This is a genomic window from Rhodococcus sp. no. 34, from assembly GCF_054589475.1.
Map to the genome: position 1 here is coordinate 723,366 of NZ_BAAILK010000012.1, position 25,619 is coordinate 748,984.

Below are 25,619 nucleotides of genomic sequence, written 5' to 3' on the forward strand. Positions count from 1 at the left end.
TTCAGCTCAACATCGACGAACGGCCGGTCGCGAGCGGACTCTTGCTGGTGAGTCCGCCGTCGACCACCAGGGTCTGCCCCGTCATGTAGCGAGATTCGTCCGAAGCCAAGTAGACCATGGCATGCGCGATGTCTTCGGGTTCGCCGAGGTAAGGCAGGGCGTTTGCCTGCTTCATGCCGTCGATGACATCAGCGGGGATGTTGTCCACGAGAGCGGGTGTCATGATCGCGCCCGGCGCTACGGCATTGCACCGAACACCGTTTGCTCCGTACTGGACTGCGATGTACTGCGTCAGACGAATGACTGCCGCTTTGGCGGATCCGTAGGCAGACTGCAGGGAATCCCCGATCAATCCACCTACCGAGGCCGTGTTGACGATCGATCCTCCACCGGCACTGTTCATGTGCGGAATGGCAAGTCGTGAAGCGACGACAGTGCTGCGGACGTTGAGCGACATCACGCGATCCCACTCGTCCAAGTCCATCCGGAGCAGGTCGAGATCCTTGCGCGGGTTACTACCGCCCACGTGATTACACAGGACGTTGATGCCGCCGAATTCGGCGACCGCCTTTTCGATCATCGCTGCCAGAGAGTCCTCGTTCATGACATCGACGCCGAAACCCAGTGCATTGCCACCGGTCTCGCGAATCGCCACCGCCGCTTCCTCTGCACGCGCAGGATCGAGGTCGGCGACCAGCACCTTGGCGCCCTCTGCCGCCATGAGTTGTGCTGCTGCACGCCCGATTCCACTGGCGGCGCCTGTGATCACTACATTCTTGCCTTCGAGCCTGTTCATATCTGTTCCTTTCGCGGAGAATCGCCATACCCGGATCTCACGTGCCCGGAGTTGACAGCTCGGCGATTGCCCGATCACTACCAGTCAACGCAGGATCGACAGCCTCGTCCAACTTTCTTGAATGAACTCACAAGTACGTGACCACGGCCCGCGCACCTGCTACACCGCCGAAATCGAGTGGCGACGGAAGACCTCACTGTGCTGAAGTGGCACTATGCAGAATTCTGTTCGACCGCTGTCCATCGACGATCTCGACCGTGCCGCCGAGGTTCTCGGCGAGGCGTTTGCCGACTACCCCTGGACGAACTGGTGCGTCGCCGAAGACTCCCACGTGGAACGCGTCGCGACTCTGCAACGGATCTATCTCGAACACCTGGCACTACCGTTCGGGCGTTCCTACATCGACGATTCCGGCAACGGCGTCATCGCAGTCCTGCCGCCGGACACTCCAGAGCCTGATGAAGCGACCGTCGAGAAGATCGTCGAACTGCACGGAGATCGGTTCGAGCGCGTTCTTCAGGCTGACCAACAACTGTCTGCGCTTCCCGTCCCCGACAACGCGTGGTCGTTGGCAACGATCGGTACGATGCCGCGTTCACGCGGAACCGGATTGGGTTCTGCGCTACTGAAACATGCTTTGGCGGAACTGGATCGAACCGAACAGAATTGCTGGCTCGATACGTCGACCGAACGAAATCTACCGCTGTATCAACGGTTCGGTTTCACGATAGCAGGCGAAATCTCACTGACTGACGGACCGACGGTATGGCGGATGCATCGACTTCAGGGCTGATTGTTCGACTTCAGCACTCGCCGAATCATTTTCGACAACGACGCGTATTGGGTGATCGTGTTGACGGCGATCCACCTCGAGACCGGCCACGTCCGGGTCCACGAGAAAACCCCGACCGACAGCAGTTGATCGTCGTCAAGGGTCTCGATGTAGTTGCGCAACATCGCAACAGCAGCTCCCAAGCGGTCACGAAGCTCCTGAGCCGGAATGTCGATGCTCGCGTCGACAACCGACTGGTTCAGTGCGGGTGTTTGCGTCCATTTGTAACCCGCCGCCGGCGTCTGCGGAGCCTCGTCTCGCAGCCCGGCACCTATCCACTCTGCGACGGCCTCTGCCCACCAGACACGCACAGCGAGTACGTCGTGCACCGTCCACGCGTCGACGGCAACGGCGTCGAACGCATCGGCCTCGGCGACGCCGTCGAGTAACGCTTCGAGTTTCGAATACGCCGAGTCCAGCTCGCTCACCAGTTCTTCGCGTGACCAGGTCTGCGCCACAATGCCTCCGAACGATCAGTGGAGAAGAAAGAAGCGGGACCATCTCGACTCGATGGCCCCGCCTCCAACTTTAACGTCCTCCCGGATTCAGTTCAGCTCACCCAAGAACCTTCCGAGGTTCTCGGCGATTTCCTTCGACCTGGTGTGGTGCAGGTAGTGGTCTCCGTCCAGCAAGATCACCTCTCCGTGATCGACGGAGGCTGCCTGCCCTTCGTGCAGCTCTGTCCAGCCCTGAACTTCTGAATTGTTCACGGCGAACAACAGAATCGGAAGATCGGCTGGGAACGTCTTGCCGATTGCTTCAGCAAAGTTACTCGAAAGATGATCCATCTCGTTGAGATAGGTATCGCTGAAGTTGTTCTTCGCAGTCAACTGTCGCATCTCGTCCTTTGCGGCGGGATCGAGGTACTCGTCCGAGGCTTCACCACCGACGACCTTGGACAGCAATTCCGCCAAGCCCAATTGCCTTCCAACTCGGAGTGCGTCGATCGGGAATTTGGTATCCATGTTCGGCTGCCCTGGAACACTGCTGTCGATACCCACGAATGCGGTGACCTCGTCACGGTACTTCGCGGTGTAGTCCAGCGCATAGAGACCAGTGATCGAGTGCCCCATGAGGATGTATTCGTCAATTCCCAGCGACTGTACTGCCGTATGAATCTCTTCGACGATGTTCGCAGTCGTGCGGTCCTTGTCCGTTCCGTCACTGTAGCCGTAACCGAAGGGCTCGATCGTGACGACGCGGTAGTCGGGTGCGAGCTCGTTGACAAGCGGTGTGAAGTCGAGAATCGGTGCGGACGTTCCGAACCCGGGTAACAGCACTATGGTCTGATCGCCGTTGCCGCGGATCGAGTAGCTCATGTTCTTTCCGTCGACGGACACGAACTGGTTGCCCGTCTCCCCGGCCGGAACGCTCGCTTTGCTGGAGCCGACATTGAATACGAGCGCTATCGATACCAGCACAACCAGAACTACGGACACCGAAGCAACCAGCTTCAGTGCAACGGTACGAATCTTCTTCATTCTCATCCTCATCTTCTCGGGCGTCGATACGGCTAGGAAAGGCTCGACATCGAGGCCGCACTGGTCTCGTCGAGCACACGCAACACGTTGTTGCCCATCAGCTTTGCCAAGTCCTCCGCGGACCAACCGCGTTCCGCCAGACGGTCTATCAACACCGCGAAACCGGATACGTCCTGCATACCGTCCGGAAAGTCGTCGAAACCGTCGTAGTCACTGCCCAAACCGATGTGGTCGATGCCCGCGACGTCTCGGGCATGCTCGACGTGGTCGGCGAGATGGTCCACTGTCATCGCCGGTCGTGGGCCGACTCGCCCGCCTTTGAACCACTCGTTGTACTCGGCAGAAAGGAACATGGGTACAAAGGCGATCATGATGACCCCGCCGTTGTCCGCGAGCAGTCGCATGACGTCGTCGGGAACATTACGGGGGTGACCGCATAGCTGAGAGCACGACGAATGGCTGAAAATCACCGGCGCCGACGACGTCTCGATGGCATCTCTCATCGTTTCCACCGAGACGTGCGACAGGTCGACGAGTACGCCGAGCCGATTCATTTCGCGCACGATCTCGCGACCGAAGTCGGTGAGGCCGCCATGCGCTCGCGTATCCGTCGCGGAGTCCGCCCACCCGGTGTTGTCGTTGTGCGTCAGCGTCATGTACCGAAGACCAAGGCGCGCCATCATTCTCAGGACACCGAGCGAGCTGCCGATGCTGTGACCGCCCTCCGCGCCCAACAAGGACGCGACCTTGCCCTCGCTCCAGATGCGACGCACGTCGTCACCTGTACGCGCGAATTCGAAAGTATCCGGGTATCGCTCGATCATCCGGTACACGTAGTCGATCTGTTCGAGTGTGTACTGAACCGCCTCTGGCTCCGTCCGGTCACACGGGGTGTAGACCGACCAGAACTGCGCACCGACGCCGCCGCGACCGAGTTTGTCGATGTCGGTTTGGAAGATGGAATCCTTCTCGAGATTCTCCACCGAGTATGCGGCAGTTTCGCGAGCCGTCCAGGCCAGATCGTTGTGACCGTCGATGACCGGCGCAAGGCCGTAAGCATCGAGTGCCGCGGGGTGATTCACGTCCGGAAAAGGAGCGAGAGGTTTCATCATGAGTTTTCCTCGAAAAGTAGTGCGGGCAGGTCGAGGACCCTCATCGCCTTCGACCTGCCCGAGATTTCATTCAGCGGAGAGAATCATCTCGCCGCGACTAGTCGGAAATCTTCTTGAAAAGCCTTGTCATGTAAAGATATTGCTCGCCATGGATCGTGAGATGAGCCATCTCACCCGAAGCGCTCTCGTTACTGATCGAGAACCGGGAGGCAGACAGAGGCACGACCTTGGTGGGCGGAGCCGGCGGCTCGCCGTCGATCTCGACCTTGGCGAAGTTCTGCACCTGGAATCCGCCGTCCTCGCCGCGCGTGAGTTCGATTCGCACGGTTGTCGATTCATAGGTTCCGAGAATGTGCGACAGGTCGATGTCTTCCGCATTCGGCTCGGACTTCGGCTCCGGCAGAACGAGATCGAGCTCCTGGGCGATCTCCTTCTCGATGTCGTGGGCCAGGGCGCCGCCGCCACGCGAGTTGGTCACCACGGCCATGGCGAGACCGAGCTCGGGGAAGGTGTGAAAACGAGTGATCTGGCCGATCGTCGCACCACCGTGCTGCGCGGACGTCACGCCACCCCAGTCGGACAGGATCCAGCCGAGACCCCAGGCCTGATCGACGCTCGAGACCGCGGTCAGGTCGAATTGCGGAGTGCGCATCAGGCGCGCGGATTCTTCGGACAGAATGCGTTCACCCGTCAATGCGAGTCCGTCACGCATGTGTGCAGCACCGAAGGTCAGGAGCGAGCTGACCGATCCGGTGATGATCCCGGCCGGACCGATACCGCGCGGAAGCAGCCACTGCTTGGTCGGAATCACCTTGTCCGGCGACGTCCGATCCGGGTTGGCCACGTGGCCGACGGCCGTGCGGAACAGCGGCGCGTCCTTGGCCTTGGTGATGATGTGCGTCAATCCGAGTGGCTTCCAGAGATATTCGACCAACGCCTCGTCCCACGTCATCTCACGAAGGACCTCGACGATGCGGCCGGCAACGGCAAAACCCGCGTTGCTGTAACTCAGATGCCCGCCGGGCTCGGTGACGCTGATCGCGGTCGCGAGTTCGTCGACGTACTTCTCGACGCAGTCGTCACCGTCACCGGTGTCGTTGAACAGGTCTCCGTCGATACCGCTTGTGTGCGTGAGCAACTGGCGGATCGTGATTTCCTTCGTGTTGGAAGGATCCGCGATCGTGAACTCCGGAAGCACCTCCACCACCAGGGTGTCCAGCGTCAGCTTGCCCTCGTCGACGAGCTGCATGATCAGCGTCGTCGTCCAGATCTTGCTCGCGGATCCGTACTGGAACAGGGTGTCTGCATCGACGTCGACGCGCGTGTTCAGGCTCGTCACTCCGGTGGTGATGACACGGATGTCCGCTGCGCCGTCTTCGCCCAGCGCGATCACACCGACCTGCGCGCCCGGTACCGAATGCTTGGCTGCCAGTTCGTCGAGGCGTTCCTGCCACTTCGGGGCGACAAGTAGGTCCTTGGGCAAGTCGGTCACAGGTCGAACTCCTTCGATCATGGAAGCGAGCGGCGTAGACGGCGTTGCTGGGATCCGCTCAGGTCTCACTCGTCGGGAAGTGAAGTTGCGGAAGCAATAACCGTCCACCCATGATCTCAGTGTGCTGGCAGTCACGTCCTGGTCGATTGCACCGAAGTCGGCCCCGAAAATGGTGCAATCGGACGAGCGAGTGTTCAGGATTCGCCATTCGAAACGATCAGCGCTCGAAGGTTCCTTCCAAGCGATTGCGTGAACCCGGATGGATCAAGCGCGCCGCGCTGACCAATCCGTTAGCCGACCAGGTGCGGCGGCGAATCAGCAGGCACGGTTCCCCGCGATCGATGCGTAACAGCTCGCATTCGTCCGGGCTACCCAACACCGCTTCCACGACATGCTCGCCGCGAACCAGAGGCGCAACGTCACTCAAGTAGTTGTTGGGGGTGATCGCGGTGAAGTCCTGGCGCAGATAGTCTGGCGCCTCGTTCGGATTCACGAATCGGTCTTCCACCTGAATCGGAGTTTCGTCCTCGAAGTGCACCATCAGCGAATGGAACACCCGTTTGCCCACCGATTCACGAAGGAACGTCTGCCCGTGGTCGGTTTCTTCCTCACGAACGAAGACGACCTCGGTTCGATGACGGTGGCCGCGGCGCTGAATCTCGTCGGCGATGTTCTTGACTTCGAACAGCGGGGACGCGGTCTTCGTGGCGGCGACAAAAGTACCGACCCCCATCATCCGCACGATCAGACCGTCGCTGGTGAGTTCGCGAAGCGCTCGATTGATCGTCATTCGTGACAACCCCAGCGCACTGACCAGTTGATTCTCCGAAGGCAGCTGATCGCCTTCGGTCCACCGACCCGAGTTGATCTGCGAGACCACGAGGTTCTTGACCCGTTCGTAGGCAGGGGCGGACTCGCCGCCTGCCTCGTTGAACAGCACGGCGAGTTCTGCGTCCACTTCGGCAATCGCCATCGCCACCACCCGTTCGTCGAAAACCACCGAGTCGGTTCTCCCGTTCGGCCTCCGAAGTCTATCCGCCTCGTGCACCTTTCCGATCCATCCGCGAGCGTCCGCGCCGGACCTAACCCACCATGCGCCGCAATTGGCTCGTCGCAACCGAAAGCGCAGCAAGATCGTGTTGCCCGGATGCCTCGATCTCTGCGAGCGCGAGAGTGGACCTCTCGATTCTCGACGCATTCCTTTCTTCCCACCTCGAGAGTTTTTCCGCTGTCGTGTCACCCGCTTCCGCGTCGGCCAAGACGTCGAGGGTCAGGGCCCGCACCGTCGAGTACAACTCGTCCCGCAACGACAACCTCGCCAACGCGTTCCATTTTCCGTCCTTGCTCAATGCCGACACTCGATTGAGCATCGGGACGAGCCCAACATGCTCACCGAGCCGGAAATAGAGTTCGCCGGTCTCCGAGATCGTCCGATCGGCGAGGTCCGCGATCTCCACCACGTCGAGCAGTCCGAACTGATCGAGCAATATCTCCACTCGCCTGACCAGGTTCTCCGGCGCGCCTTTGTCCGTGATGAGGACCGTTCGCGCAGCCAGGTTCCGCTGATCTGCGCCTACCAGCCAGCCATCGAGCTCTGCCGACGCCTCCGCGATGCGATCACCGAATCTGCTGATCTCGGCCCCGACGGCCAGCGGTTGCGGACGACGTGTCAGCATCCACCGTGACGCCCGGTCGAGCAGTCGCCTGGTGAGCAGGATCAACTCGTCGGACACTGCGGTCGAGATCGAGGCTTCGCTGATGTCGTGCCACAACCCCCACAGTCCGAACACCTCGGAGACCACAGTGAAGGCACGTACTGCGTCTTCCGGATCAGCGCCGACTTCTTCACCGAGCCGATACGCATAGGTGATGCCGCCTCGATCGATGACGTTGTTCGTCAGCACTGTCGCGACGATCTCGCGACGAAGTGGGTGCCGGTCGAGGGCGTCACCCACTGCAACTCGAACGCCCTCCGGAAAATAGTTCGCCAGCACCTGGCGGTAGATCTGGTTGTCGATCGAGCTTCCTTCCAACAAGGTGGATTTCAGATCGAGCTTGACGTGGGCCATCAGTGTGGCGAGTTCCGGCGACGTCAGCCCCGTTCCCGACTTCTCGGCCGCGGCGAACTGCTTCTTGGTCGGAAACCCTTCGATGACGCGGTCGACGATTCCGCGAGATTCGAGGTTCGAAATCACTCTGCCGTGCACACCGATCATCGCCCCCGCATCCGCCCGCGTGGTACCCATCAGTTCGTTCTGCGAACGGTTGTCTGCAAGAACGAGTTCTGCGACCTGGTCGGTCAGCGATTCGAGTAGTGCGTCACGACGTGAGTCCGTGACGACGCCTGAGCTGATCAGGGAGTCGAGAAGGATTTTGATGTTCACCTCGTGGTCGGAACAATCGACTCCAGCCGAATTGTCGAGGGCGTCTGTGTTGATCCGTCCACCGCCGCGTGCGTATTCGATCCGTCCGGCCTGGGTGAGGCCGAGATTGCCTCCTTCACCGATCACTCGGGCACGCACTTCGTTGCCGTTCACCCGAACGGCGTCGTTGCTCTTGTCGCCGACTTCGAGGTCGGACTCACCGGAGGCCTTGACGTACGTTCCGATGCCGCCGTTCCACAACAGATCTGCCGGGGACCGCAGAATCGCCCGAACCAGTTGCGGTGGAGTCAGTTCGGTGACGTCGCCCTCGAGGCCCAGGGTTTCTCGCATCTCGTCACTGATCGGAACGCGCTTCGCCGAGCGTTCCCACACTCCGCCGCCCGCGCTGATCAAGGTCGGATCGTAGTCGGCCCACGAGGATCGTGGGAGTGCAAAGAGACGTGATCGCTCGTCGTACGAGCGCTCAGGCGACGGGTCCGGATCGACGAACACGTGCCGATGATCGAACGCCGCGATCAGGCGAATGTGCTTGCTGCACAACATACCGTTGCCGAAGACGTCGCCACTCATGTCTCCGATCCCCACCGCGGTGAAGTCATCATGCTGGGTATCGACGCCGAGCTCACGGAAGTGCCGCTTGACACTTTCCCAGGCGCCCTTCGCCGTGATACCCATGGCTTTGTGGTCGTAGCCGACCGACCCGCCGGACGCGAAGGCGTCGCCGAGCCAGAATCCGTACTCCGCGGCAACCTCGTTCGCGATGTCGGAGAACTTCGCAGTTCCCTTGTCCGCGGCGACAACAAGATACGTGTCGTCCCCGTCGTGGCGAACGACCCGCCGCGCCGCGACAACGGCCCCGCTCTGCTTGTCGACGTTGTCGGTCAGATCGAGTAGTCCGCGAATGAAGGATCGGTAGCAATCGATCCCGGCCGCCAACGCGGCTTCTCGGTCTGCGTCTGCGCCCAGCCCTGGAACCGGTGGGCGTTTGACGACAAATCCGCCCTTCGCTCCGACAGGCACGATGACTGCGTTCTTGACTGCCTGCGCCTTCACCAATCCCAGTACCTCGGTGCGAAAGTCCTCTTTCCGATCCGACCAGCGCAAGCCGCCGCGAGCCACCGTACCGAAACGAAGGTGCACACCTGCTACATCGGGTGAGTACACGAATATCTCGAACTTCGGTCGGGGGAAGGGCAATACGGACAGCTTCTCCGAATCGAACTTCAACGAGAGCGCGCCGAGCGATTCAGTGGGATACACGAAATAGTTGGTACGCAACGTGTTACGGACCAGCTCGGACAATGCGCGCAGGATCCGATCGGCGTCGAGACCTTGCACTTGAGCCACGGCCGTTTCCACGTCCGCTGCTGCACGTGCACCTCGATCTCCGTCGACGACGTCGGGATCGAAACGGCTCTCGAACAATTCGCACAATCTGCCGGCGATCTCGGGATGATCGGCAAGTACCTCGGCGACGCGACCGGTGCTGTAAGGAAATCCCGCTTGCTGCAAGAACTCCGCGTACGCCCGCAGCACCACTACCTGTTTCCAGCCGAGTCCCGCGATCGCGACCAATTCGTTGAACGAGTCCGGCTCGGCGTCACCGTTTCGAACCGCGGCAAACGTCGCCCCGAATCGCGCAGCAAAGTTGTCGAAGCCTTCGACCGGAGCACTCGGGTAGTAGAGCGTGAACTCGTAGATCCTGGACTGTTCGGTTCCCACCGGTGCGATCTCGTACGGACGTTCGTCGACCACTTCGACGCCCAGGCTCTGCAATACGGGCAGCACCTCGCCCAGAGAGAGCGGATCACCCGATACGTACAGTCCGAGACGGTGAGTACCCGGTCCGTCGACAGATCGGGCCAACCGTGGACTTACTTCTCCGGGCGCGAGGCCCTCGAACACCGCCATGTCCTCGGCGGCTCGGACAGCGTCGAAATCCTGCTTGTATGCCACCGGGACGCGCTCGGCGAACCGAGCACGCCTGCGCCGCTCGTCGTAGTGCGAAGCATCCAGAACGAATCGTTCGTCCCACGTCAGGCACGCGTCGACGACGAGGTCCCGAATCTCCCGTGCTTGTCGCGCCGACGCGAAGTTCGCGCCGCCGCCGACTGTGGCCGTGAAATGTACGACGGCCAAGGGGGATTCCGAGACTCGACTGGAGAACTCGATATTGTGGGCACCGAGTGCGTCGGCGAGTACCGACTCGGCCGTTGTTCTGATCGTCGTACTGAATTTCTCGCGCGGAACGAAGAGCAAAGCCGACAACTCTTGATCTCGCCCTGTCGCCGGGGAACTTCCCACCGGTTGCAAGAACAGATGGATCGATGTGCGGCCGTCCACGGAAGTGAGTTCGTCCAGCGCGTCCGCGATTCGGGCCGGCTCGGCCGCCAGGAGCACTGTGACCGGAATCGACTGAATCACTGCCAGCATCGATTGTCCGACAAACGAATCGACGGTGGATCCTGAGGCCTCGAAGATGTCTGCGACGCGTCCTCGCACGAGCGGGGTTCGCCTGACGTCGGCGACGATACCGGTCGCGGTGAAGAACCCGACGAATCGGTACGCACGGTCGCCGACGGACACGTCGATCTCGGTGGCGTATTCGGATCCACCGAACCCTTGCCGGAGATACACCACTGCAATCGCGAGGGGCGCCGCTTTCGAATCCGAAGAGCCGATTGGATCGGGGAGCACGCCGATGGCGTACGGCTCGTCACTGTCGACAGTTCGCGCACCACCGATGACACTGAAGTTTCCGGCGCTGCACCACCGGAGAAAGTCAGCTTCTTCGGCGTAGCCGTTCGAGTCCAGTTGCTCGCGCGCCTCGTCGACGAGGTCCCGCAGGGGCACGGAATCGCGGAAGGCACGCGCGATACGGTCGAGGATTCCGGCGACGTCGTCCGCGATCACCTGCGCCTGCGCGTCCGAACAGTGTGCGGGTAGTCCTATGTGGATCCATGATTCGGTGCGCTCCCCGGCCCGGGCGTCTTCAGTGCTGTGCGCCGGTTGCACGGCTGTGCGAAGCACGGGGTGCACCACGAATTCCGGTTCCACGCGGGCACGGGCAAGTGTCGCCAAGACCGCTTCGACGAGCTGCGGCATGTCGTCGCCGACGTATTGAATCGCGGGGCCGTCCCCTAACTCCCCGGCCGGCGCGAGTCGCGAGATCGACGAGTTGTGTCCTCGTCGACGCGAAAGGTCCATGTGCGCGGCGACAATCGCCAGCTTGCGGTCTTCGGCGAGCGCAGCGTATCGATCCGCCGACAAGCCCTCGAAATACGTACTGGACACCCTCCTCACATTCTCGGAGTCCGGTGTCGTGTCGACTGAAACGAGGCTCATGTCAGCACCTTCCGTCGAAAGCCACGCTGCTTCCGACTTGTAGTGGGTTCGATCCGCAATCAACTTGTCTATACAGGCTTAGACAAGTTGATCATTGCAGAACGTGAGCCGCGACACAACAGCTTCACCCCTGGACAAATTCGCCACCCTCGGCCATAGTCAGTCCATGCCAACTAGTGGCAATTAGATTTCATTAGATGAAATTCTTAACTATCCCGCCTCGAAGGAGCCCCGTGACTACCCAGACCGCGCCCGACACCGACAGCGTTGATCTCGCAGAGTTCCGCAGCACTGTCCGAGCCTTCGCCAACGCCGAGATCCACCCAGGAGCAGCCGCACGCGACGAGTCCAAGGAGTTCCCGGCGCAGCTGGTCAAGCGCCTCGGGCAGCAGGACCTCATGGGCATTTCCGTGCCCGAGGAATTCGGCGGGCTGGGTCTGTCGACACGAACCCAACTGGTCGCCATCGAAGAAGTTGCACGCACCGACGCCGCGCTGGCATCGATCTACACCGCCCACTACCTGGGCCTCGAGCCGATTCTCGTCGGCGGCTCCGAAGAGCAGAAGCATCGCTGGTTGCCCCAGCTCGCGTCGGGCGAACTACTGGCCGGCTTTGCACTCACAGAACCCGATGCCGGCTCCGACATCGCCTCGATGCGTACCGTCGCCCGACGCGAGGACGACGGCTGGCATCTCTCCGGATCGAAGACGTACATCTCCAACGCCAAGGAAGCCGACCTGGTCGTGCTCTTCGCCAAGACGGACCCGAGCGCAGGATTCCGAGGCATCACCGCCTTCGTCGTCCCCAAGGGAACTCCGGGAATCAGCTACTCGGAGCCGCAGGACAAGATGGGAATTCGTTCGGCCCCGACGTACACCGTCTACCTCGACGACGTCGTTCTGCCGCTCGACTCCGTGATCGGCACCGAAGGTCGCGGCGGCAACATTGCCTTGACCGCCCTGAACCGAGCACGCATCGACGTAGCGGCAATGGCAAACGGCATCGCTCTGCGCGCTTGGGAACTGGGACGCGAGTACGCAACGGAGCGAAAGCAGTTCGGCACGCCGATCTTCGACTTCCAGGCAATCCAGCTACTCCTCGGTGGCTGCGACGCGCAACTTGTCGCATCACGCGTCACCGCAGACTGGGCCGCCGACGTCAAGGACGCCGGTCAGGACATCCGCCGCGCCGCATCGATTTCGAAGTACGTCGCCACCGAAGCCTGCTTCTCGATCGTCGATCAAACCGTACAGATCCACGGTGGCGCAGGTTTCATGCGCGAATCGGAAATCGAACGCCTGTACCGCGATTGCCGCATTCTCCGCATCTTCGAGGGCACCTCGCAGATCCAGTTGCTCACCATTGCCGGCAATGCTCCGTCGCCGCGTTCCACCGAGTTCTGAAAGGCGCGGACATGACTGCACTTCCCCCACTCGACGGCATCCGGGTCATCGACCTCTCGCGCGTCCTTGCCGGACCCTACTGCACCGCACTGCTTTCCGACGCCGGTGCGGACGTCGTCAAGATCGAATCCGAACACGGTGAAGACTCTCGGCACCTCGGCCCGTTCCGCGACGGCGAGAGCATCTACTTCAACGTGCTCAATCGTGGCAAGCGTTCGGTGGCACTCAACCTCAAGAACGACGAGGACCGTGAGGCGCTGCTGACGCTCATCGAGACCGCCGACGTCGTCGTCGAAAACTTTCGCCCCGGCGTCACCAAGCGCCTGGGAATCGACTACGAGGCTGCGCGGGCTCGCAATCCGCGGATCGTGTACGCGTCCATCTCCGGTTTCGGACAGGACGGGCCCATGTCCGGAGCCGCCGCCTACGACCTTGTAGTCCAGGCTCTTTCGGGAATCATGAGCATCACCGGTTCGGAGGAATCCGGGCCGACACGATTGGGTGAGTCGTTCGGAGACCTGGTCGCCGGGCTGTTCGCCGCCTGGGGAATCAGTACCGCCCTGCTGAGTGCACGGGCGAGCGGACTCGGGCAGCACCTTGACGTCGCGATGTTCGACAGCATGCTCGCCATGCTGCCGACAGCACACAGCCAACTGCAATCCACCGGGCTCACTCCCCCACGCGTCGGCAACCGTCATCCGGTGTCAACACCGTTCGACACCTACAAGGCCGACGACGGACTCTTCGTCCTCGCGGTTGCGAGCCAGTCGGGTTTCGAGAAGCTGGCGCAGACGATGAATCGCGTCGACCTGATCGCAGATCCCCGATTTGCCGACGACACCGCCCGGACCGAGAACGAACCGGCACTGCGCAAGGAGATCGAAAACTGGGCTGCCGGAAAGACCGTCGCCGACGTGGTCGGTATTCTCGGCGACGCGGGCCTCGCCGGCTCGGAAATCTGGGACGTCCAGCAGGCACTCACCTCCGCGCAGGCCGAGTATCGCGGAGTCGTCGAATCGTTCGAGCACCCGGTAGCAGGAAAAATCTCCTACGTACGACAACCCGTCGTGTTCGGTGATAGCCGACGCCCCGATGTCCGCCGCAGTCCCCTGCTGGACGAGCACCACGGTGAGGTACTGCCGGGCTCGCGATAGATTCAGCGCAGACATCCCTCGGCACTTGGAGTAGGACATGGCCCCCGGCGACGTGACCCGCAGCGCGAATCGCACGTTCGAACTTCTCGGTGCGATCGTCGAGCACGGCGGGTTGACGCTCGGCGACGCCGCCAAGGCAACCGATCTGGCAACCAGTACCGCGCTTCGCCTGATCAGAAGCCTCGAACAAACCGAGTTCGTCGTTCGCGGCGAGGACAACGTCTATCGCGTCGGCCCGCGGCTACTACAGATCGGGGCTCGCGCTCTCGGTGACAATCAACTGTTGCCGAGAGCGCGGCCCGCGATGAAGGCCATCGCCGAAACCACGAGAGAGTCAACCTACCTGTCGACGAAGGGACCGAAAGACACTGCGCTGTATCTCGATCAGATCGAGGGCACGCACGCGATCCGCCACATGGGGTGGGTGGGCCAGAGCGTTCCCCTGGACGGCACCGCCGTCGGCGCAGCGTTGAGCGGCAAGGTAGGCGAGAGCGGGTACGCCATTGCGCACGACACCATCGAGGATCACTCGACCGGAGTTGCCGCGCCGATCTACAACGCGGTCGGTCAGATAGCCGGAGCGCTCAGCGTCGTGGGCCCGACCTTCCGTCTGACGGACGAGGTCTGCGCCAGCCACGGCCGCGTCTTGGTGGAGCACTGCGCCCGGTTGTCCGCGGAACTCGGCAGCCAGACACCCTGACCACCCCGAGCACTTGGCGATTCAGTCTCGTATCCGAGCACTTGGCGATTCAGTCTCGTATCCGAGACAATGTGGTTCCCCGCTCCCACCTCAGCCCTACCCGTAAGGACACACCCCACATGACGACGAGCCGCGTGAAATCTGCTGAGCGCGTGCTCGACGTGCTCGATCTCCTGGCTCGTCGGGGTGTGCCGCTGGCGACGGCGGAAATCTCGAGCGCCCTCGACCTGCCCAAGAGCACGACGCATCATCTTCTCAACGTCATGCGGGATCGACGGTTCGTCTCGTACTGGGCTGATCAACGCGCCTGGACCCTGGGTGTCTCGGCGTTCGAAGTCGGTGCGTCGTACATGCGGTCCGGCCCACTTCACCGTGAGGGCCAACGATTCATGCTGGCCCTTACCCAGTCGACGGACGAGACCTCCCACCTGGCGGTGCTACAGGGGTCTGACGTCATCTACCTCGACAAACGTGAACCGCTCAAGCCGGGCGTGCGGTTGGTGACCGAGATCGGGACCCGCCTTCCGGCGCATCTCACCGCAGTCGGGCGGGCGATTCTGAGCCGTCTGGATGCGGAACAGATCAGCGCGCTCTACGAGGGGTACACCTGGCCGACGCGGACCGGAACGGGTCCGTCGACGCTCGCCGAACTGCGAGAACTGCTCGCCGCAGCACGTGAGAGCGGATATGCGGTCGAAGAGAATGCGACGACATCCGGGATCAACTGCATCGCCAGCCCCGTGATCACACGGGACGGTCGTCCGGTCGCAGCTCTCGGCGTCACCTTCCTCTCCGGCTCCAAATCGGCCGAGGAGAGTGCCCTGATCGCCGACCGAGTGCGCGCCGTCAGCGCCGAGTTCTCCGCCGATCTCGGAGATCGAATGGTGGAGACCCCGACCGCAGACATGTAGCAAAATTCTCCGTTCCGTACTTTGCGGGCCTTGTTTTCGTCTCATATTCAAGACTAGAGTCTCGTATACAAGACTTTGTTAGATAGTCACCGCATCATCATTGGAGTCCCATGAACGCCACCCCTGCCACCCAGACAGCCACCCGAACCATCGAGGTCGGAATCGGCGCTGTCACCATCGCCGACGTCGTCGACGTCGCGCGCAACGGATACGGTGTTGCATTGACCGCGGAATCACTGGCCGCGATCGCCGAAAGTCGTGCACGCATCGAAGCGCTGGCCGCAGACCCCACACCGGTCTACGGAGTTTCCACCGGATTCGGCGCACTTGCCACCCGGCACATTCCGGCGCATCTGCGGACACAGTTGCAGCGCAGCCTGATCCGCTCACATGCGGCAGGTTCGGGACCGGAAGTCGAACGCGAAGTGATCCGGGCCTTGATGCTTCTGCGTCTGTCGACGCTCGCCACCGGGCGGACCGGAGTGCGCCCTGTAGTCGCACAGGCGTACGCCGACCTACTCACCGCAGGCATCACCCCGGTGGTGCACGAATACGGCAGCCTCGGATGCTCGGGAGATCTGGCACCACTGGCTCATGTGGCGATGGCAATCATCGGTGAAGGTTCCGTCCGCACCGCCGACGGTGAACTCACCGATGCGGCAACGGCATTGGCTGCCCATGGTCTCGAACCGGTGGTTCTGGCCGAGAAGGAAGGCCTCGCCCTGATCAACGGTACCGACGGGATGCTCGGTCAACTGGCCCTTGCGATCACCGATCTCGATCATCTGCTCAAGTTGGCCGACATCGCTGCCGCTATGAGCGTCGAGGGCTTGCTCGGCACCGATCAAGTGTTCGCCGCCGATCTTCAGGCGCTTCGCCCCCACCCCGGACAGGGCGCGGCCGCCTCGAACATGGTGCGTCTGCTTGCCGATTCCCCGATCGTCGCCAGCCATGCGGGCCCTGACTGCACCAGGGTTCAAGACGCGTACTCACTGCGGTGCGCACCGCAGGTCGCCGGCGGCGCACGCGACACCGTCGATCACGCCCGCCTCGTCGCCGGGCGCGAATTGGCCAGTGCTGTCGACAATCCCGTTGTCACCCTCGACGGACGGGTTCGATCGAACGGTAACTTCCACGGAGCCCCCGTGGCCTACGTCTTGGACTTCCTCGCCATCGTGACCGCGGATGTCGCGGGTATCAGCGAACGCCGAACCGACCGCTTCCTCGACGTAGCACGCAATCACGGTCTGACCCCCTTCCTCGCCGACGACCCCGGTGTCGACAGCGGACTGATGATCGCGCAGTACACACAAGCTGCCATCGTGTCCGAACTCAAGCGACTCGCGAGCCCGGCCAGTGTCGATTCGATTCCCTCCTCGGCCATGCAGGAAGATCACGTCTCCATGGGATGGTCGGGTGCACGCAAGCTCCGCCGGTCCATCGACGGCCTCACCCGAGTTCTCGCGATCGAGATACTGACTGCAGCACGAGGAATCGATTTGCGCTCCCCACTCGAGCCCTCCCCCGCCACCGGAGCCGTCCTTCGGACCCTGCGCGAGAAGGTGCAGGGGCCGGGTACCGATCGCTTCCTGTCCCCCGAGATCGAGGCCGCGGTGGACTTGGCGGCATCGGGTGCACTTGTTGCGGCCGCGGAGAACGCGATCGGCGCCCTGGCATGACCGCGCCCGGTGCGCTGAGGCCTCGCCCCCGACCCGAAATCGAAGCACTCCCTCGATACTCCAAAGCCGCCGGCCTCGAGCAGGTTCGGTGGCGGGCGTCGAGCAACGAGTCGACGGTTGCACCCTCGGCGGCCATTCTCGAGGCCGTCAATCTCGCGGCCTCACACTCGCACTTGTATCCGTCGCTGTTCGGCGACACGCTGATCGCTCGGTTGAGCGGCCGCCTGGGCGTCGGCGACGACCAGGTATTGGTCGGCGCCGGTTCGTTGGCACTGCTCCAGCAGGTATTGACTGCGTACACGGGTCCGGGCACCGAGGTCGTCTACCCGTGGCGCAGCTACGAGGCGTACCCGATACTGATCGGAATCGCCGGGGCGAGCGGTGTCCCCGTCGCACTCGATTCCGAACATCGGCACGATCTGAGTGCAATGGCGGCGGCGGTGACCCCGCAAACCCGCGCGGTACTCGTCTGCAACCCCAACAATCCGACCGGTAGCGAGTTCTCGACCGCCGAGTTCGTCGCGTTCGCCCGTGCAATCCCGAGCGACGTCCTCATCCTCCTGGACGAGGCCTACCGGGAGTTCGCGACCAGCGACGTCGACGGCGTCGACCTGCTTCGAACCTTTCCCAACATCGTCGTCTTCCGAACCTTCTCCAAGGCTTACGGATTGGCCGGACTTCGTGCCGGCTATGCCGTCACCAACTCGGCGATCGCAGCCGATCTTCGCAGCGCTGCACCGCCCTTCGGCCTCAGCGCAGTTGCCGAGGCCGCGGCCTGCGCGGCCCTGACCGATCCGGCGCACACCGATTCGATAGTCGAAACGGTGACTGCGGGTCGCGCTCACCTACGTGAGCAATTGACTCTGCGCGGCGTCGAGACGGTCCCGAGCGGCGCCAACTTCGTGTGGATCCCTCTCGGCAAGAGAGCGTCTGCACTCGAAGCGGCCTGCGTCGCGCAAGGTGTCTCGGTCCGGATGTTCCCCGGCGAGGGAGTGCGGGTGACCGTAGGTGAGCGGGCAGCAGAAGACGCCGTGATCGCCGCTGTGGATGCACTCGCACACAACCTTTGACCGACTGGAGAAAAGAATGTCCGTACACGAACTTGCTCGGTCGATCGGTTCGAGTCGCCTGATCACCGACCCTGCGGTAATGGACTCGTACCGCCGTGACGAGGCCCATCTCGCCGAACCCGGCCATCCGGCAGCCGTCATGCTCGCCGAAACTGCGGCCGACATTTCCGAGGCGCTGAAATGGGCTACTGCTCACCGTGTCCCGGTGGTAACCCGCGGTGCGGGAACCGGTTTGGCGGGCGGCGGGGCAGCCGTCGAGGGCTGCCTGGTCATCTCGACCACTCGCATGCGCTCGATTCTCGAGGTCAATCCGGACGATCAGCTCGCTGTCGTGGAAGCCGGGGTGATCAACGCCGACATCAGTCGAGCAGCAGACGAGTACGGGCTGATGTACGCCCCTGATCCGAGCAGTTTCGAGATCTCCACGATCGGCGGAAACATCGCCACCAACGCCGGTGGACTGCGTTGCGTGAAGTACGGCGTCACCCGCGATTCAGTCCTGGGTCTCGAGGTTGTGCTCGCCGACGGTCGGATCGTGCGGACAGGCCGAAGGACCGTCAAAGGTGTTGCGGGATACGACTTGACCAGTCTTCTCGTCGGTTCGGAAGGAACACTCGGAGTCGTCACGAGTGCCACGCTGAAGTTGCAGCCCAAGCCCAAGAGAGTACCGGTCACCGTCGTCGGCAGTTTCGATTCTCTCCGCTCCGCAGCGGACGCAGTTGCCGCGGTCGTTCGCGACGGGATCGGACCGAGCCTGCTGGAGCTGATCGATCGAGCAACGCTGCGCGCCGTCGACGACTGGAAACGAATCGGATTGGAAGACAACACCGCCGCGATGCTGATCGCACAGGCCGACGGGGTCGATGCCGACGCAGCAGCCGCGGCGATGCAGAAACACTTCGAGAGGGCGGGCGCCGATTTTGTCGCCGTCTCGCAGGACGCGGCAGAAGCCGCACAGCTACTCGAGATTCGCCGACTCGCCTATCCGGCTTCCGAACGACTCGGGCAATGTCTCGTGGAAGACGTCGGGGTCCCGCGGTCGAAACTGCCCGACATGCTCGAGAGTATCGACCGAGCGGCCGCCGAGTACATGGTCAAGATCATGACTGTCGCGCATGCTGGTGACGGCAACGTCCATCCGACCTTCGTCTTCGACCGCACTGCCGACGGCTCGGTCCCCGAAGCCGTGTGGACCGCCGCGGACGAGGTCTTCCGGCGTGCTCTCGAACTCGGCGGAACTCTGACCGGAGAGCACGGCGTCGGCGTTCTGAAGCGTCGCTGGCTCTCTCTCGAGCTCGGCGAGGACAGCATGCAACTGCACCGATCGATCAAGGCTGCCTTCGACCCGCTCGGAATCCTCAACCCGGGTAAGGGTTTCTGATTTCTCGCGTGGTGTTACACAGCATTTACGCGAAAACGGGTCCCGGGTATTGACGCCTGTATATACAGGCATATACATTTATCCGCAGTGACAGTGACCCAGCGCACAAAGCACAAGGCGCAAAGCACCAAGCACGAAGAAGGTGGGCAATACCCCGACGTCGATTCCGTCGCTCGACGGGCTCGCAGCAGAAAGACAGGCCTATGACTCACGATGGACCGGCCGAGGTCATCCTCACTCCGGAACGACGCACTATCGACGTCGTCCCGGATGCAGAACGACACGGCACCCCGCGCAGCCAGTTCACTCTCTGGTTCGGCGCCAACATGCAGATCACTGCAATCGTCGACGGCGCTCTCGCCGTCGTATTCGGCGCGGACGCCATCTGGGCGATCGTCGGACTTCTGATCGGCAACATCTTCGGTGGCGCTGTCATGGCGCTTCACTCCGCACAGGGCCCGCGTATGGGTCTCCCCCAGATGATCTCGAGTCGCGCCCAGTTCGGTGTCAAGGGAGCAGTCGTACCGCTTGTTCTCGTCATCCTGATGTACCTCGGCTTCGCTGCCACCGGCACCGTGTTGGCCGGACAGGCCGTCAACAAGATCCTGCACATCGACAGCCCCACCGTCGGCATCGTCGTCTTCGGTCTCCTCACCGCATTCGTCGCGGTCACCGGCTACAAGCTGATCCACATCGTCGGCAGGATCGCCACCGTCGTGGGCATCGTCGGATTCTCCTACCTGGCCGTTCGACTGTTCCTCGAGTACGACGTCGCCTCGTACGTCGGCATCAAGGGCTTCGACATAGTCACCTTCCTGCTCGCGATCTCGCTGGGTGCCGGTTGGCAGCTCACCTTCGGCCCGTACGTCGCCGACTACTCGCGTTACCTGCCGCGCAGCACTTCCGAGAGCACCACGTTCTGGTCGACGTTCCTCGGTAGTGTCATCGGATCGCAGTGGTCCATGACCTTCGGCGCTCTCGTCGCGGCCTGCGCCGGCGACGCGTTCCTGGGTAACCAGGTCGGCTTCATGGGAGATCTGGCCGGACCCGCTGCCATCGCCTTCCTGATCTACTTCGTCATCCTTGTCGGCAAGTTGACGGTGAACGTGCTCAACGCCTACGGCGGATTCATGTCGATCCTGACCACCGTCACCGCCTTCAACGGACAGTCGCGAATCTCGAGCACCGCGCGCACCCTCTACATCCTCGGTTTCACTGCGGTCTCGGTCTTGATCGCCATCGCCGCCAGCGCCGACTTCCTGGACAACTTCAAGAACTTCGTCCTGGTGTTGCTGATGGTGTTCACGCCGTGGAGTGCGATCAATCTGATCGACTACTACCTGATCTCCAAGGAACGCATCGACATTCCGGCGCTGTACGACGTCAACGGTCGATACGGTGCATGGAACTTCACCGCATTGGCTTGCTACGCCGCCGGCGTTCTCGCCCAGATCCCGTTCCTCGCCCAGAAGATGTACACCGGCCCCGTCACGGACATGCTCGGCGGCGCCGACATCTCGTGGCTGGTCGGCATCGTGTTCACCGGGCTGATCTATTACCCACTCGCCAAGCGCACGAGCAATCCCCCTTCGTCGATGATCTACCCCGATCACACCGCGATGACCGACTCTCGCGTCTGATCCCCCAACGTCTTTCGAACTTCAGCAAGCTAGGAGAACACAATGGAAATCAGCACCCCCGGCCACGAGCCGCGCCCCGTCCGTGCTCCCCGCGGCCCCGAGCTCACGACGCTCGGTTGGCAGCAGGAGGGTGCCCTGCGCATGCTCATGAACAACCTCGACCCCGATGTTGCCGAGCACCCGGACAGCCTCGTCGTCTACGGCGGAACCGGTCGCGCAGCGCGTAGTTGGGCTGCCTTCGACGCCATGGTCGCCACGCTGAAGACGCTGAAGAACGACGAGACCATGCTGGTGCAGTCCGGCAAGCCGGTCGGTGTCTTCCGCACCAACGAGTGGGCACCGCGAGTGCTGATCGCCAACTCCAACCTGGTCGGTGACTGGGCGAACTGGGAAGAGTTCCGCCGTCTCGAAGACCTCGGCCTGACCATGTACGGCCAGATGACCGCAGGCTCCTGGATTTACATCGGCACCCAGGGAATCCTGCAGGGTACGTACGAGACCTTCGGCGCCATCGCGAAGAAGCGCTACAACGGCTCACTCGCCGGAACGATCACCCTCACTGCGGGTCTCGGCGGCATGGGCGGCGCTCAGCCTCTCGCCGTCACTATGAACGACGGCGTCGCGATCTGCGTCGACTGCGACATCACCCGCATCGACCGTCGTATCGCCCACAAGTACCTCGACACCAAGGCAGACAGCATCGAGCACGCGCTCGAACTGGCGACCGCGGCACGCGATGCCAAGAAGCCGCTCTCCATCGGCCTCGAAGGCAATGCGGCAGAGATCTTCCCGGCGCTGCTGGAGATGAAGGCCCCCATCGACATCGTGACCGACCAGACCTCGGCGCACGATCCCCTCGCCTACCTGCCGATCGGCATCGACTTCGGCGACATGAAGACCATGTCGGAGAAGGATCCGCAGAAGTTCACCGAAGATTCCCGCAACGCGATGGCCGCACACGTCAAGGCCATGGTCGGATTCATGGACGCCGGCGCCGAGGTATTCGACTACGGCAACTCCATCCGCGACGAGGCCCGCAAGGCCGGCTACGACCGTGCATTCGACTTCCCCGGATTCGTTCCCGCCTACATCCGTCCGCTCTTCGAAGAAGGCCTCGGCCCCTTCCGCTGGGCGGCGCTCTCGGGTGATCCCAAGGACATCGAGGCCACCGACAAGGCCATCCTCGAACTCTTCCCCGAGAACGAGCACCTGCGCCGCTGGATCACCATGGCCGGCGAAAAGGTTGCCTTCGAAGGCCTTCCGGCTCGCATCTGCTGGCTCGGATACGGTGAGCGTCACCTTGCCGGCCTCAAGTTCAACGAGATGGTGGCCTCGGGCGAGCTCTCCGCACCGATCGCCATCGGCCGCGATCACCTCGACTCCGGATCGGTCGCCTCGCCGTACCGCGAAACCGAATCGATGATCGACGGGTCCGACGCGATCGCCGACTGGCCGCTGCTCAACGCCCTGGTCAACACCGCGTCCGGCGCTTCGTGGGTTTCACTCCACCAAGGCGGCGGCGTCGGGATGGGGCGCTCCATCCACGCGGGACAGGTGTGCATCGCCGACGGCACCGAACTCGCAGCCAAGAAGCTCGAAGCAGTTCTCACCAACGATCCCGGGATGGGTGTCATCCGGCATGCGGATGCAGGATACGACCACGCCATCGACACGGCAGCCACCCGCGGCGTCCGCATCCCGATGACCGAGAACTGAAACAGCTCCACCACCTCACCCTGAGTTAGGAATTACATTGACCACGAATGGTTCTCGAACCACCGTTCTGACCAACATCGGAACCCTCGTCACCAATGACCCGACTCTGGGTGAGGGCAAGCTCGGCGTACGACACGACGCGGCAATCGTTTTCGACGAGGGCGTTGTTGCTTGGGTCGGCGATTCCGCCGACGCCCCGGCTGCCGATATCGGTCAGGATATCGGCGGTCGGGCCCTGCTCCCCGGATTCGTGGAGAGTCACTCGCACCTGGTGTTCGGTGGCGAGCGGGCCGAGGAATTCGCAGCTCGCATGGCGGGCGAGAAGTACGCGGCGGGCGGTATTCGCAACACCATCGAAGCGACGCGCTCGGCCACCGACGAACAATTGCAGGCCAATGTTCGACGCCTACTCGACGAATCCCTGCGCTCCGGCAGCACAACCGTCGAATGCAAGACCGGATACGGGCAGAACACCGAGAGCGAACTACGCAGCGCACTGATCGCCGGACAGTTCACCGACGAGGTCACACTGCTGGCCGCCCACGTTCCACCACCCGAATATGCCGGCCGCGCCGATGACTACGTCGCCATGGCGTGCGACGAGATGATCCCTGCCTGTGCGCCACACGCGAAGTGGATCGACGTCTTCTGCGAACGAGGGGCGTTCAACCGCGAACAGGCACATGCAGTCCTGAGCGCAGGCGTCGCCGCTGGACTGATCCCCCGCGTCCACGGCAATCAACTCGGCGAAGGGCCAGGAGTTCAGCTCGCCGTCGAGATGGGAGCCGCGTCCGTCGATCACGTCACCTACGTCACCGCCGAGGACATCGACGCCCTGGCTCAGAGTTCCACCGTCGCAACACTGTTGCCAGGCGCCGACTTCTCCACCCGCAACAAGTACCCCGACGCCCGCGCACTGCTGGACGCCGGCGTCACCGTAGCTCTCGGCGCCGACTGCAATCCCGGCACCTGCTACACCACCAGCCTCCCGTTCTGCATAGCAATTGCGGTGCGAGACATGCACATGACACCCGCCGAGGCAGTCTGGGCAGCCACTGCAGGAGGCGCCCGGGCGCTGCAGCGCACCGACGTCGGAACCCTTTCTCTCGGAACACGTGCCGACGCCATCGCGCTCGATGCACCGTCGTACCTCCACCTCGCCTACCGCCCGGGCGTCCCTCTGGTGCGCGAGGTCTGGAAAAACGGCGCACTCGCCACAAGCTACTGAAATACACTCACCGGGAGGCCGTCGTGGCACATCAGATCGCAGTCGACATCGAACCCAAGCCGTGGACCGGGCGCTCCGACGGCACCACTGCCGAGCATCTGCGGTGGCATCATGCCGTGCAACCGTATTCAGCCGAAACAGCTCCCGGCGACTGTGTTCTGATCGGATTCTCCAGCGACGAAGGAGTCCGCCGCAACAAGGGCCGCCGCGGCGCCGCGGATGGCCCCGACGCTTTGCGAGCCGGGTTGGCTTCCATGGCGCTGGCCGAACCACTGCAGATTCAGGACGCCGGAACCGTTGCCGTGTCGGGTGAAGAACTCGAGGCCGGTCAAGCCGCACTCGGGAACGCCGTCAGCGCTGCGCTTGATTCGGGACACTTCCCCGTGGTTCTCGGGGGAGGACACGAAATCGCCTACGGTACATACCTCGGCGTCGCGGGCTCCGAGTTGCGAACCGCCGGAGCCAAACTCGGAATCCTCAACTTGGATGCGCACTTCGACCTGCGGGGCGATCCGATACCCAGCTCCGGCACACCCTTTCGTCAGATCGCCGAGGACGAAGCCGCGGCAGGCACCTCGCATCAGTACAGCGTGATCGGAATCAGCCAACCGAGCAACACCACGGCACTGTTCGACACGGCTCACCGCCTCGGTGTTCGCTATCTGCTCGACGAAGAATGCGGAGCGATCGGCCGAGGCGTCGTGGATCAGTTCCTCGCAGACTTCCTCGACGACGTCGATCTGGTCTACCTGACCATCGACCTCGACGTCCTGCCTGCAGCTGTGGCGCCGGGCGTCAGCGCACCTGCGGCCTACGGAGTCAGCCTCGAAACCATCCAATACGTATGTGACCGAGTCACGTCCAGCGGAAAACTCGCGGTTCTCGATGTCGCCGAACTGAACCCGAGCCTCGATGTCGACAATCGCACCGCCCGAACGGCTGCTCGTCTGATCCACCGGATAGTCACGAAGCACGTGCCGGTTCAGCGCTAGCCTCGGCGCGCCTCCAGCAGATCTACGGGCCTGCCTGAAAACTGATTCCACGAGTTCTGTCCGAGCACTCCAAACTATGTCCTTTGCCACCTCACAAGTGATGCCGCCTTGCAGATTGCCGATGGCGGCGACAACGCCTGTCTCGGGGTACGTGATCGTTCCGCACCCCTCGGATGTGGATGCCGTCGGCAATCGTGAAGTCGAAGTCGACGAATTGCCCGAGCAGTACTCGAAGCCGGGGACACCACCGATCACAGGAGGCCCGACCGTACCGTCGTGAATCGAAAAGCCGATCAACCCTCC

The 25,619-nt window shown here is 62.5% G+C and carries 19 protein-coding genes; 12 read left to right on the top strand and 7 right to left on the bottom strand.

Features of this window, described 5'->3' with window-relative positions; translation table 11 throughout:
- Nucleotide 1: 1 nt before the first annotated feature.
- Nucleotides 2-796 (bottom strand): SDR family NAD(P)-dependent oxidoreductase, encoded by a 795-nt coding sequence (locus ACYP01_RS04355; protein ID WP_075834420.1) that lies wholly within the window; start codon nt 794-796, stop codon nt 2-4.
- Nucleotides 797-1,010: 214 nt separating this feature from the next.
- Between ACYP01_RS04355 and ACYP01_RS04360 the strand changes: the two genes are divergently transcribed.
- Nucleotides 1,011-1,589: a GNAT family N-acetyltransferase gene (locus tag ACYP01_RS04360; RefSeq protein ID WP_314675163.1), complete on the top strand. Its 579-nt coding sequence runs from the start codon at nt 1,011-1,013 to the stop codon at nt 1,587-1,589.
- Here the strand turns inward: ACYP01_RS04360 and ACYP01_RS04365 are convergent.
- The 6 genes from ACYP01_RS04365 to ACYP01_RS04390 all read right to left on the bottom strand — a co-directional run bounded on the left by ACYP01_RS04365 (nt 1,580) and on the right by ACYP01_RS04390 (nt 11,442).
- Nucleotides 1,580-2,086, bottom strand: a complete 507-nt coding sequence (locus tag ACYP01_RS04365; protein ID WP_064443723.1) for a ClbS/DfsB family four-helix bundle protein — start codon at nt 2,084-2,086, stop codon at nt 1,580-1,582. The genes ACYP01_RS04360 and ACYP01_RS04365 overlap by 10 nt on opposite strands.
- Nucleotides 2,087-2,173: 87 nt before the next feature.
- A complete protein-coding gene (locus ACYP01_RS04370) occupies nt 2,174-3,109 on the bottom strand; it encodes an alpha/beta fold hydrolase (protein ID WP_007732711.1) in 936 nt (311 codons plus the stop codon).
- Between the two features lie 32 nt (nt 3,110-3,141).
- Nucleotides 3,142-4,221, bottom strand: a complete 1,080-nt coding sequence (locus ACYP01_RS04375; RefSeq protein WP_373937663.1) for a dipeptidase — start codon at nt 4,219-4,221, stop codon at nt 3,142-3,144.
- Between the two features lie 97 nt (nt 4,222-4,318).
- Nucleotides 4,319-5,713, bottom strand: coding sequence for a serine hydrolase domain-containing protein (locus ACYP01_RS04380; protein ID WP_373937662.1), 1,395 nt, complete (start codon nt 5,711-5,713; stop codon nt 4,319-4,321).
- A 217-nt stretch (nt 5,714-5,930) separates the two neighbouring features.
- On the bottom strand, nt 5,931-6,686 hold the full coding sequence (gene hutC, locus ACYP01_RS04385) for a histidine utilization repressor (protein WP_024487384.1): 756 nt from the start codon (nt 6,684-6,686) through the stop codon (nt 5,931-5,933).
- Between the two features lie 109 nt (nt 6,687-6,795).
- Nucleotides 6,796-11,442, bottom strand: coding sequence for an NAD-glutamate dehydrogenase (locus tag ACYP01_RS04390; RefSeq protein WP_459678769.1), 4,647 nt, complete (start codon nt 11,440-11,442; stop codon nt 6,796-6,798).
- Nucleotides 11,443-11,675: 233 nt separating this feature from the next.
- On the opposite strand from ACYP01_RS04390, the gene ACYP01_RS04395 reads away from it, so the two are divergent.
- From ACYP01_RS04395 to hutG, 11 genes are all read left to right on the top strand, one after another.
- Complete coding sequence (locus ACYP01_RS04395) at nt 11,676-12,845, top strand: acyl-CoA dehydrogenase family protein (RefSeq protein ID WP_007732726.1); 1,170 nt, start codon at nt 11,676-11,678, stop codon at nt 12,843-12,845.
- Between the two features lie 11 nt (nt 12,846-12,856).
- Nucleotides 12,857-13,999 carry a CaiB/BaiF CoA transferase family protein gene (locus tag ACYP01_RS04400; RefSeq protein ID WP_003940060.1) on the top strand — a complete coding sequence of 381 codons (1,143 nt, stop codon included), beginning with the start codon at nt 12,857-12,859 and terminating at the stop codon, nt 13,997-13,999.
- Between the two features lie 37 nt (nt 14,000-14,036).
- The gene (locus tag ACYP01_RS04405) at nt 14,037-14,699 is read left to right on the top strand and encodes an IclR family transcriptional regulator (protein WP_003939923.1); all 663 of its coding nucleotides are present in this window, start codon (nt 14,037-14,039) and stop codon (nt 14,697-14,699) included.
- A gap of 119 nt (nt 14,700-14,818) precedes the next feature.
- Entirely contained in the window at nt 14,819-15,610 is a 792-nt protein-coding gene (locus ACYP01_RS04410) for an IclR family transcriptional regulator (protein ID WP_003939864.1), read from the top strand.
- 110 nt (nt 15,611-15,720) lie between these two features.
- Nucleotides 15,721-17,289, top strand: coding sequence for a histidine ammonia-lyase (gene hutH / locus ACYP01_RS04415; RefSeq protein ID WP_007732730.1), 1,569 nt, complete (start codon nt 15,721-15,723; stop codon nt 17,287-17,289).
- On the top strand, nt 17,286-18,359 hold the full coding sequence (locus ACYP01_RS04420) for a histidinol-phosphate transaminase (protein ID WP_459678770.1): 1,074 nt from the start codon (nt 17,286-17,288) through the stop codon (nt 18,357-18,359). The genes hutH and ACYP01_RS04420 overlap by 4 nt, the downstream gene beginning before the upstream one ends.
- Before the next feature lie 16 nt (nt 18,360-18,375).
- A complete protein-coding gene (locus ACYP01_RS04425; protein ID WP_459678771.1) occupies nt 18,376-19,740 on the top strand; it encodes an FAD-binding oxidoreductase in 1,365 nt (454 codons plus the stop codon).
- A 203-nt stretch (nt 19,741-19,943) separates the two neighbouring features.
- Nucleotides 19,944-21,380, top strand: coding sequence for a purine-cytosine permease family protein (locus ACYP01_RS04430; RefSeq protein ID WP_003940251.1), 1,437 nt, complete (start codon nt 19,944-19,946; stop codon nt 21,378-21,380).
- Between the two features lie 42 nt (nt 21,381-21,422).
- Complete coding sequence (hutU, locus tag ACYP01_RS04435; protein ID WP_007732742.1) at nt 21,423-23,096, top strand: urocanate hydratase; 1,674 nt, start codon at nt 21,423-21,425, stop codon at nt 23,094-23,096.
- 37 nt (nt 23,097-23,133) lie between these two features.
- The gene (gene hutI / locus ACYP01_RS04440) at nt 23,134-24,324 is read left to right on the top strand and encodes an imidazolonepropionase (protein WP_042926102.1); all 1,191 of its coding nucleotides are present in this window, start codon (nt 23,134-23,136) and stop codon (nt 24,322-24,324) included.
- 23 nt (nt 24,325-24,347) lie between these two features.
- On the top strand, nt 24,348-25,316 hold the full coding sequence (hutG, locus tag ACYP01_RS04445; protein ID WP_042926100.1) for a formimidoylglutamase: 969 nt from the start codon (nt 24,348-24,350) through the stop codon (nt 25,314-25,316).
- Nucleotides 25,317-25,619: the final 303 nt, after the last annotated feature.

What these genes read in the sequence shown, in the direction of transcription:
- ACYP01_RS04355 (WP_075834420.1), bottom strand. Translation starts at nt 796, where the DNA reads ATGAACAGGCTCGAAGGCAAGAATGTAGTGATCACAGGCGCCGCCAGT.
- ACYP01_RS04360 (WP_314675163.1), top strand. Translation starts at nt 1,011, where the DNA reads ATGCAGAATTCTGTTCGACCGCTGTCCATCGACGATCTCGACCGTGCC.
- ACYP01_RS04370 (WP_007732711.1), bottom strand. Translation starts at nt 3,109, where the DNA reads ATGAAGAAGATTCGTACCGTTGCACTGAAGCTGGTTGCTTCGGTGTCC.
- ACYP01_RS04375 (WP_373937663.1), bottom strand. Translation starts at nt 4,221, where the DNA reads ATGATGAAACCTCTCGCTCCTTTTCCGGACGTGAATCACCCCGCGGCA.
- hutC (WP_024487384.1), bottom strand. Translation starts at nt 6,686, where the DNA reads ATGGCGATTGCCGAAGTGGACGCAGAACTCGCCGTGCTGTTCAACGAG.
- ACYP01_RS04390 (WP_459678769.1), bottom strand. Translation starts at nt 11,442, where the DNA reads ATGAGCCTCGTTTCAGTCGACACGACACCGGACTCCGAGAATGTGAGG.
- ACYP01_RS04400 (WP_003940060.1), top strand. Translation starts at nt 12,857, where the DNA reads ATGACTGCACTTCCCCCACTCGACGGCATCCGGGTCATCGACCTCTCG.
- ACYP01_RS04405 (WP_003939923.1), top strand. Translation starts at nt 14,037, where the DNA reads ATGGCCCCCGGCGACGTGACCCGCAGCGCGAATCGCACGTTCGAACTT.
- ACYP01_RS04410 (WP_003939864.1), top strand. Translation starts at nt 14,819, where the DNA reads ATGACGACGAGCCGCGTGAAATCTGCTGAGCGCGTGCTCGACGTGCTC.
- hutH (WP_007732730.1), top strand. Translation starts at nt 15,721, where the DNA reads ATGAACGCCACCCCTGCCACCCAGACAGCCACCCGAACCATCGAGGTC.
- ACYP01_RS04420 (WP_459678770.1), top strand. Translation starts at nt 17,286, where the DNA reads ATGACCGCGCCCGGTGCGCTGAGGCCTCGCCCCCGACCCGAAATCGAA.
- ACYP01_RS04425 (WP_459678771.1), top strand. Translation starts at nt 18,376, where the DNA reads ATGTCCGTACACGAACTTGCTCGGTCGATCGGTTCGAGTCGCCTGATC.
- ACYP01_RS04430 (WP_003940251.1), top strand. Translation starts at nt 19,944, where the DNA reads ATGACTCACGATGGACCGGCCGAGGTCATCCTCACTCCGGAACGACGC.
- hutU (WP_007732742.1), top strand. Translation starts at nt 21,423, where the DNA reads ATGGAAATCAGCACCCCCGGCCACGAGCCGCGCCCCGTCCGTGCTCCC.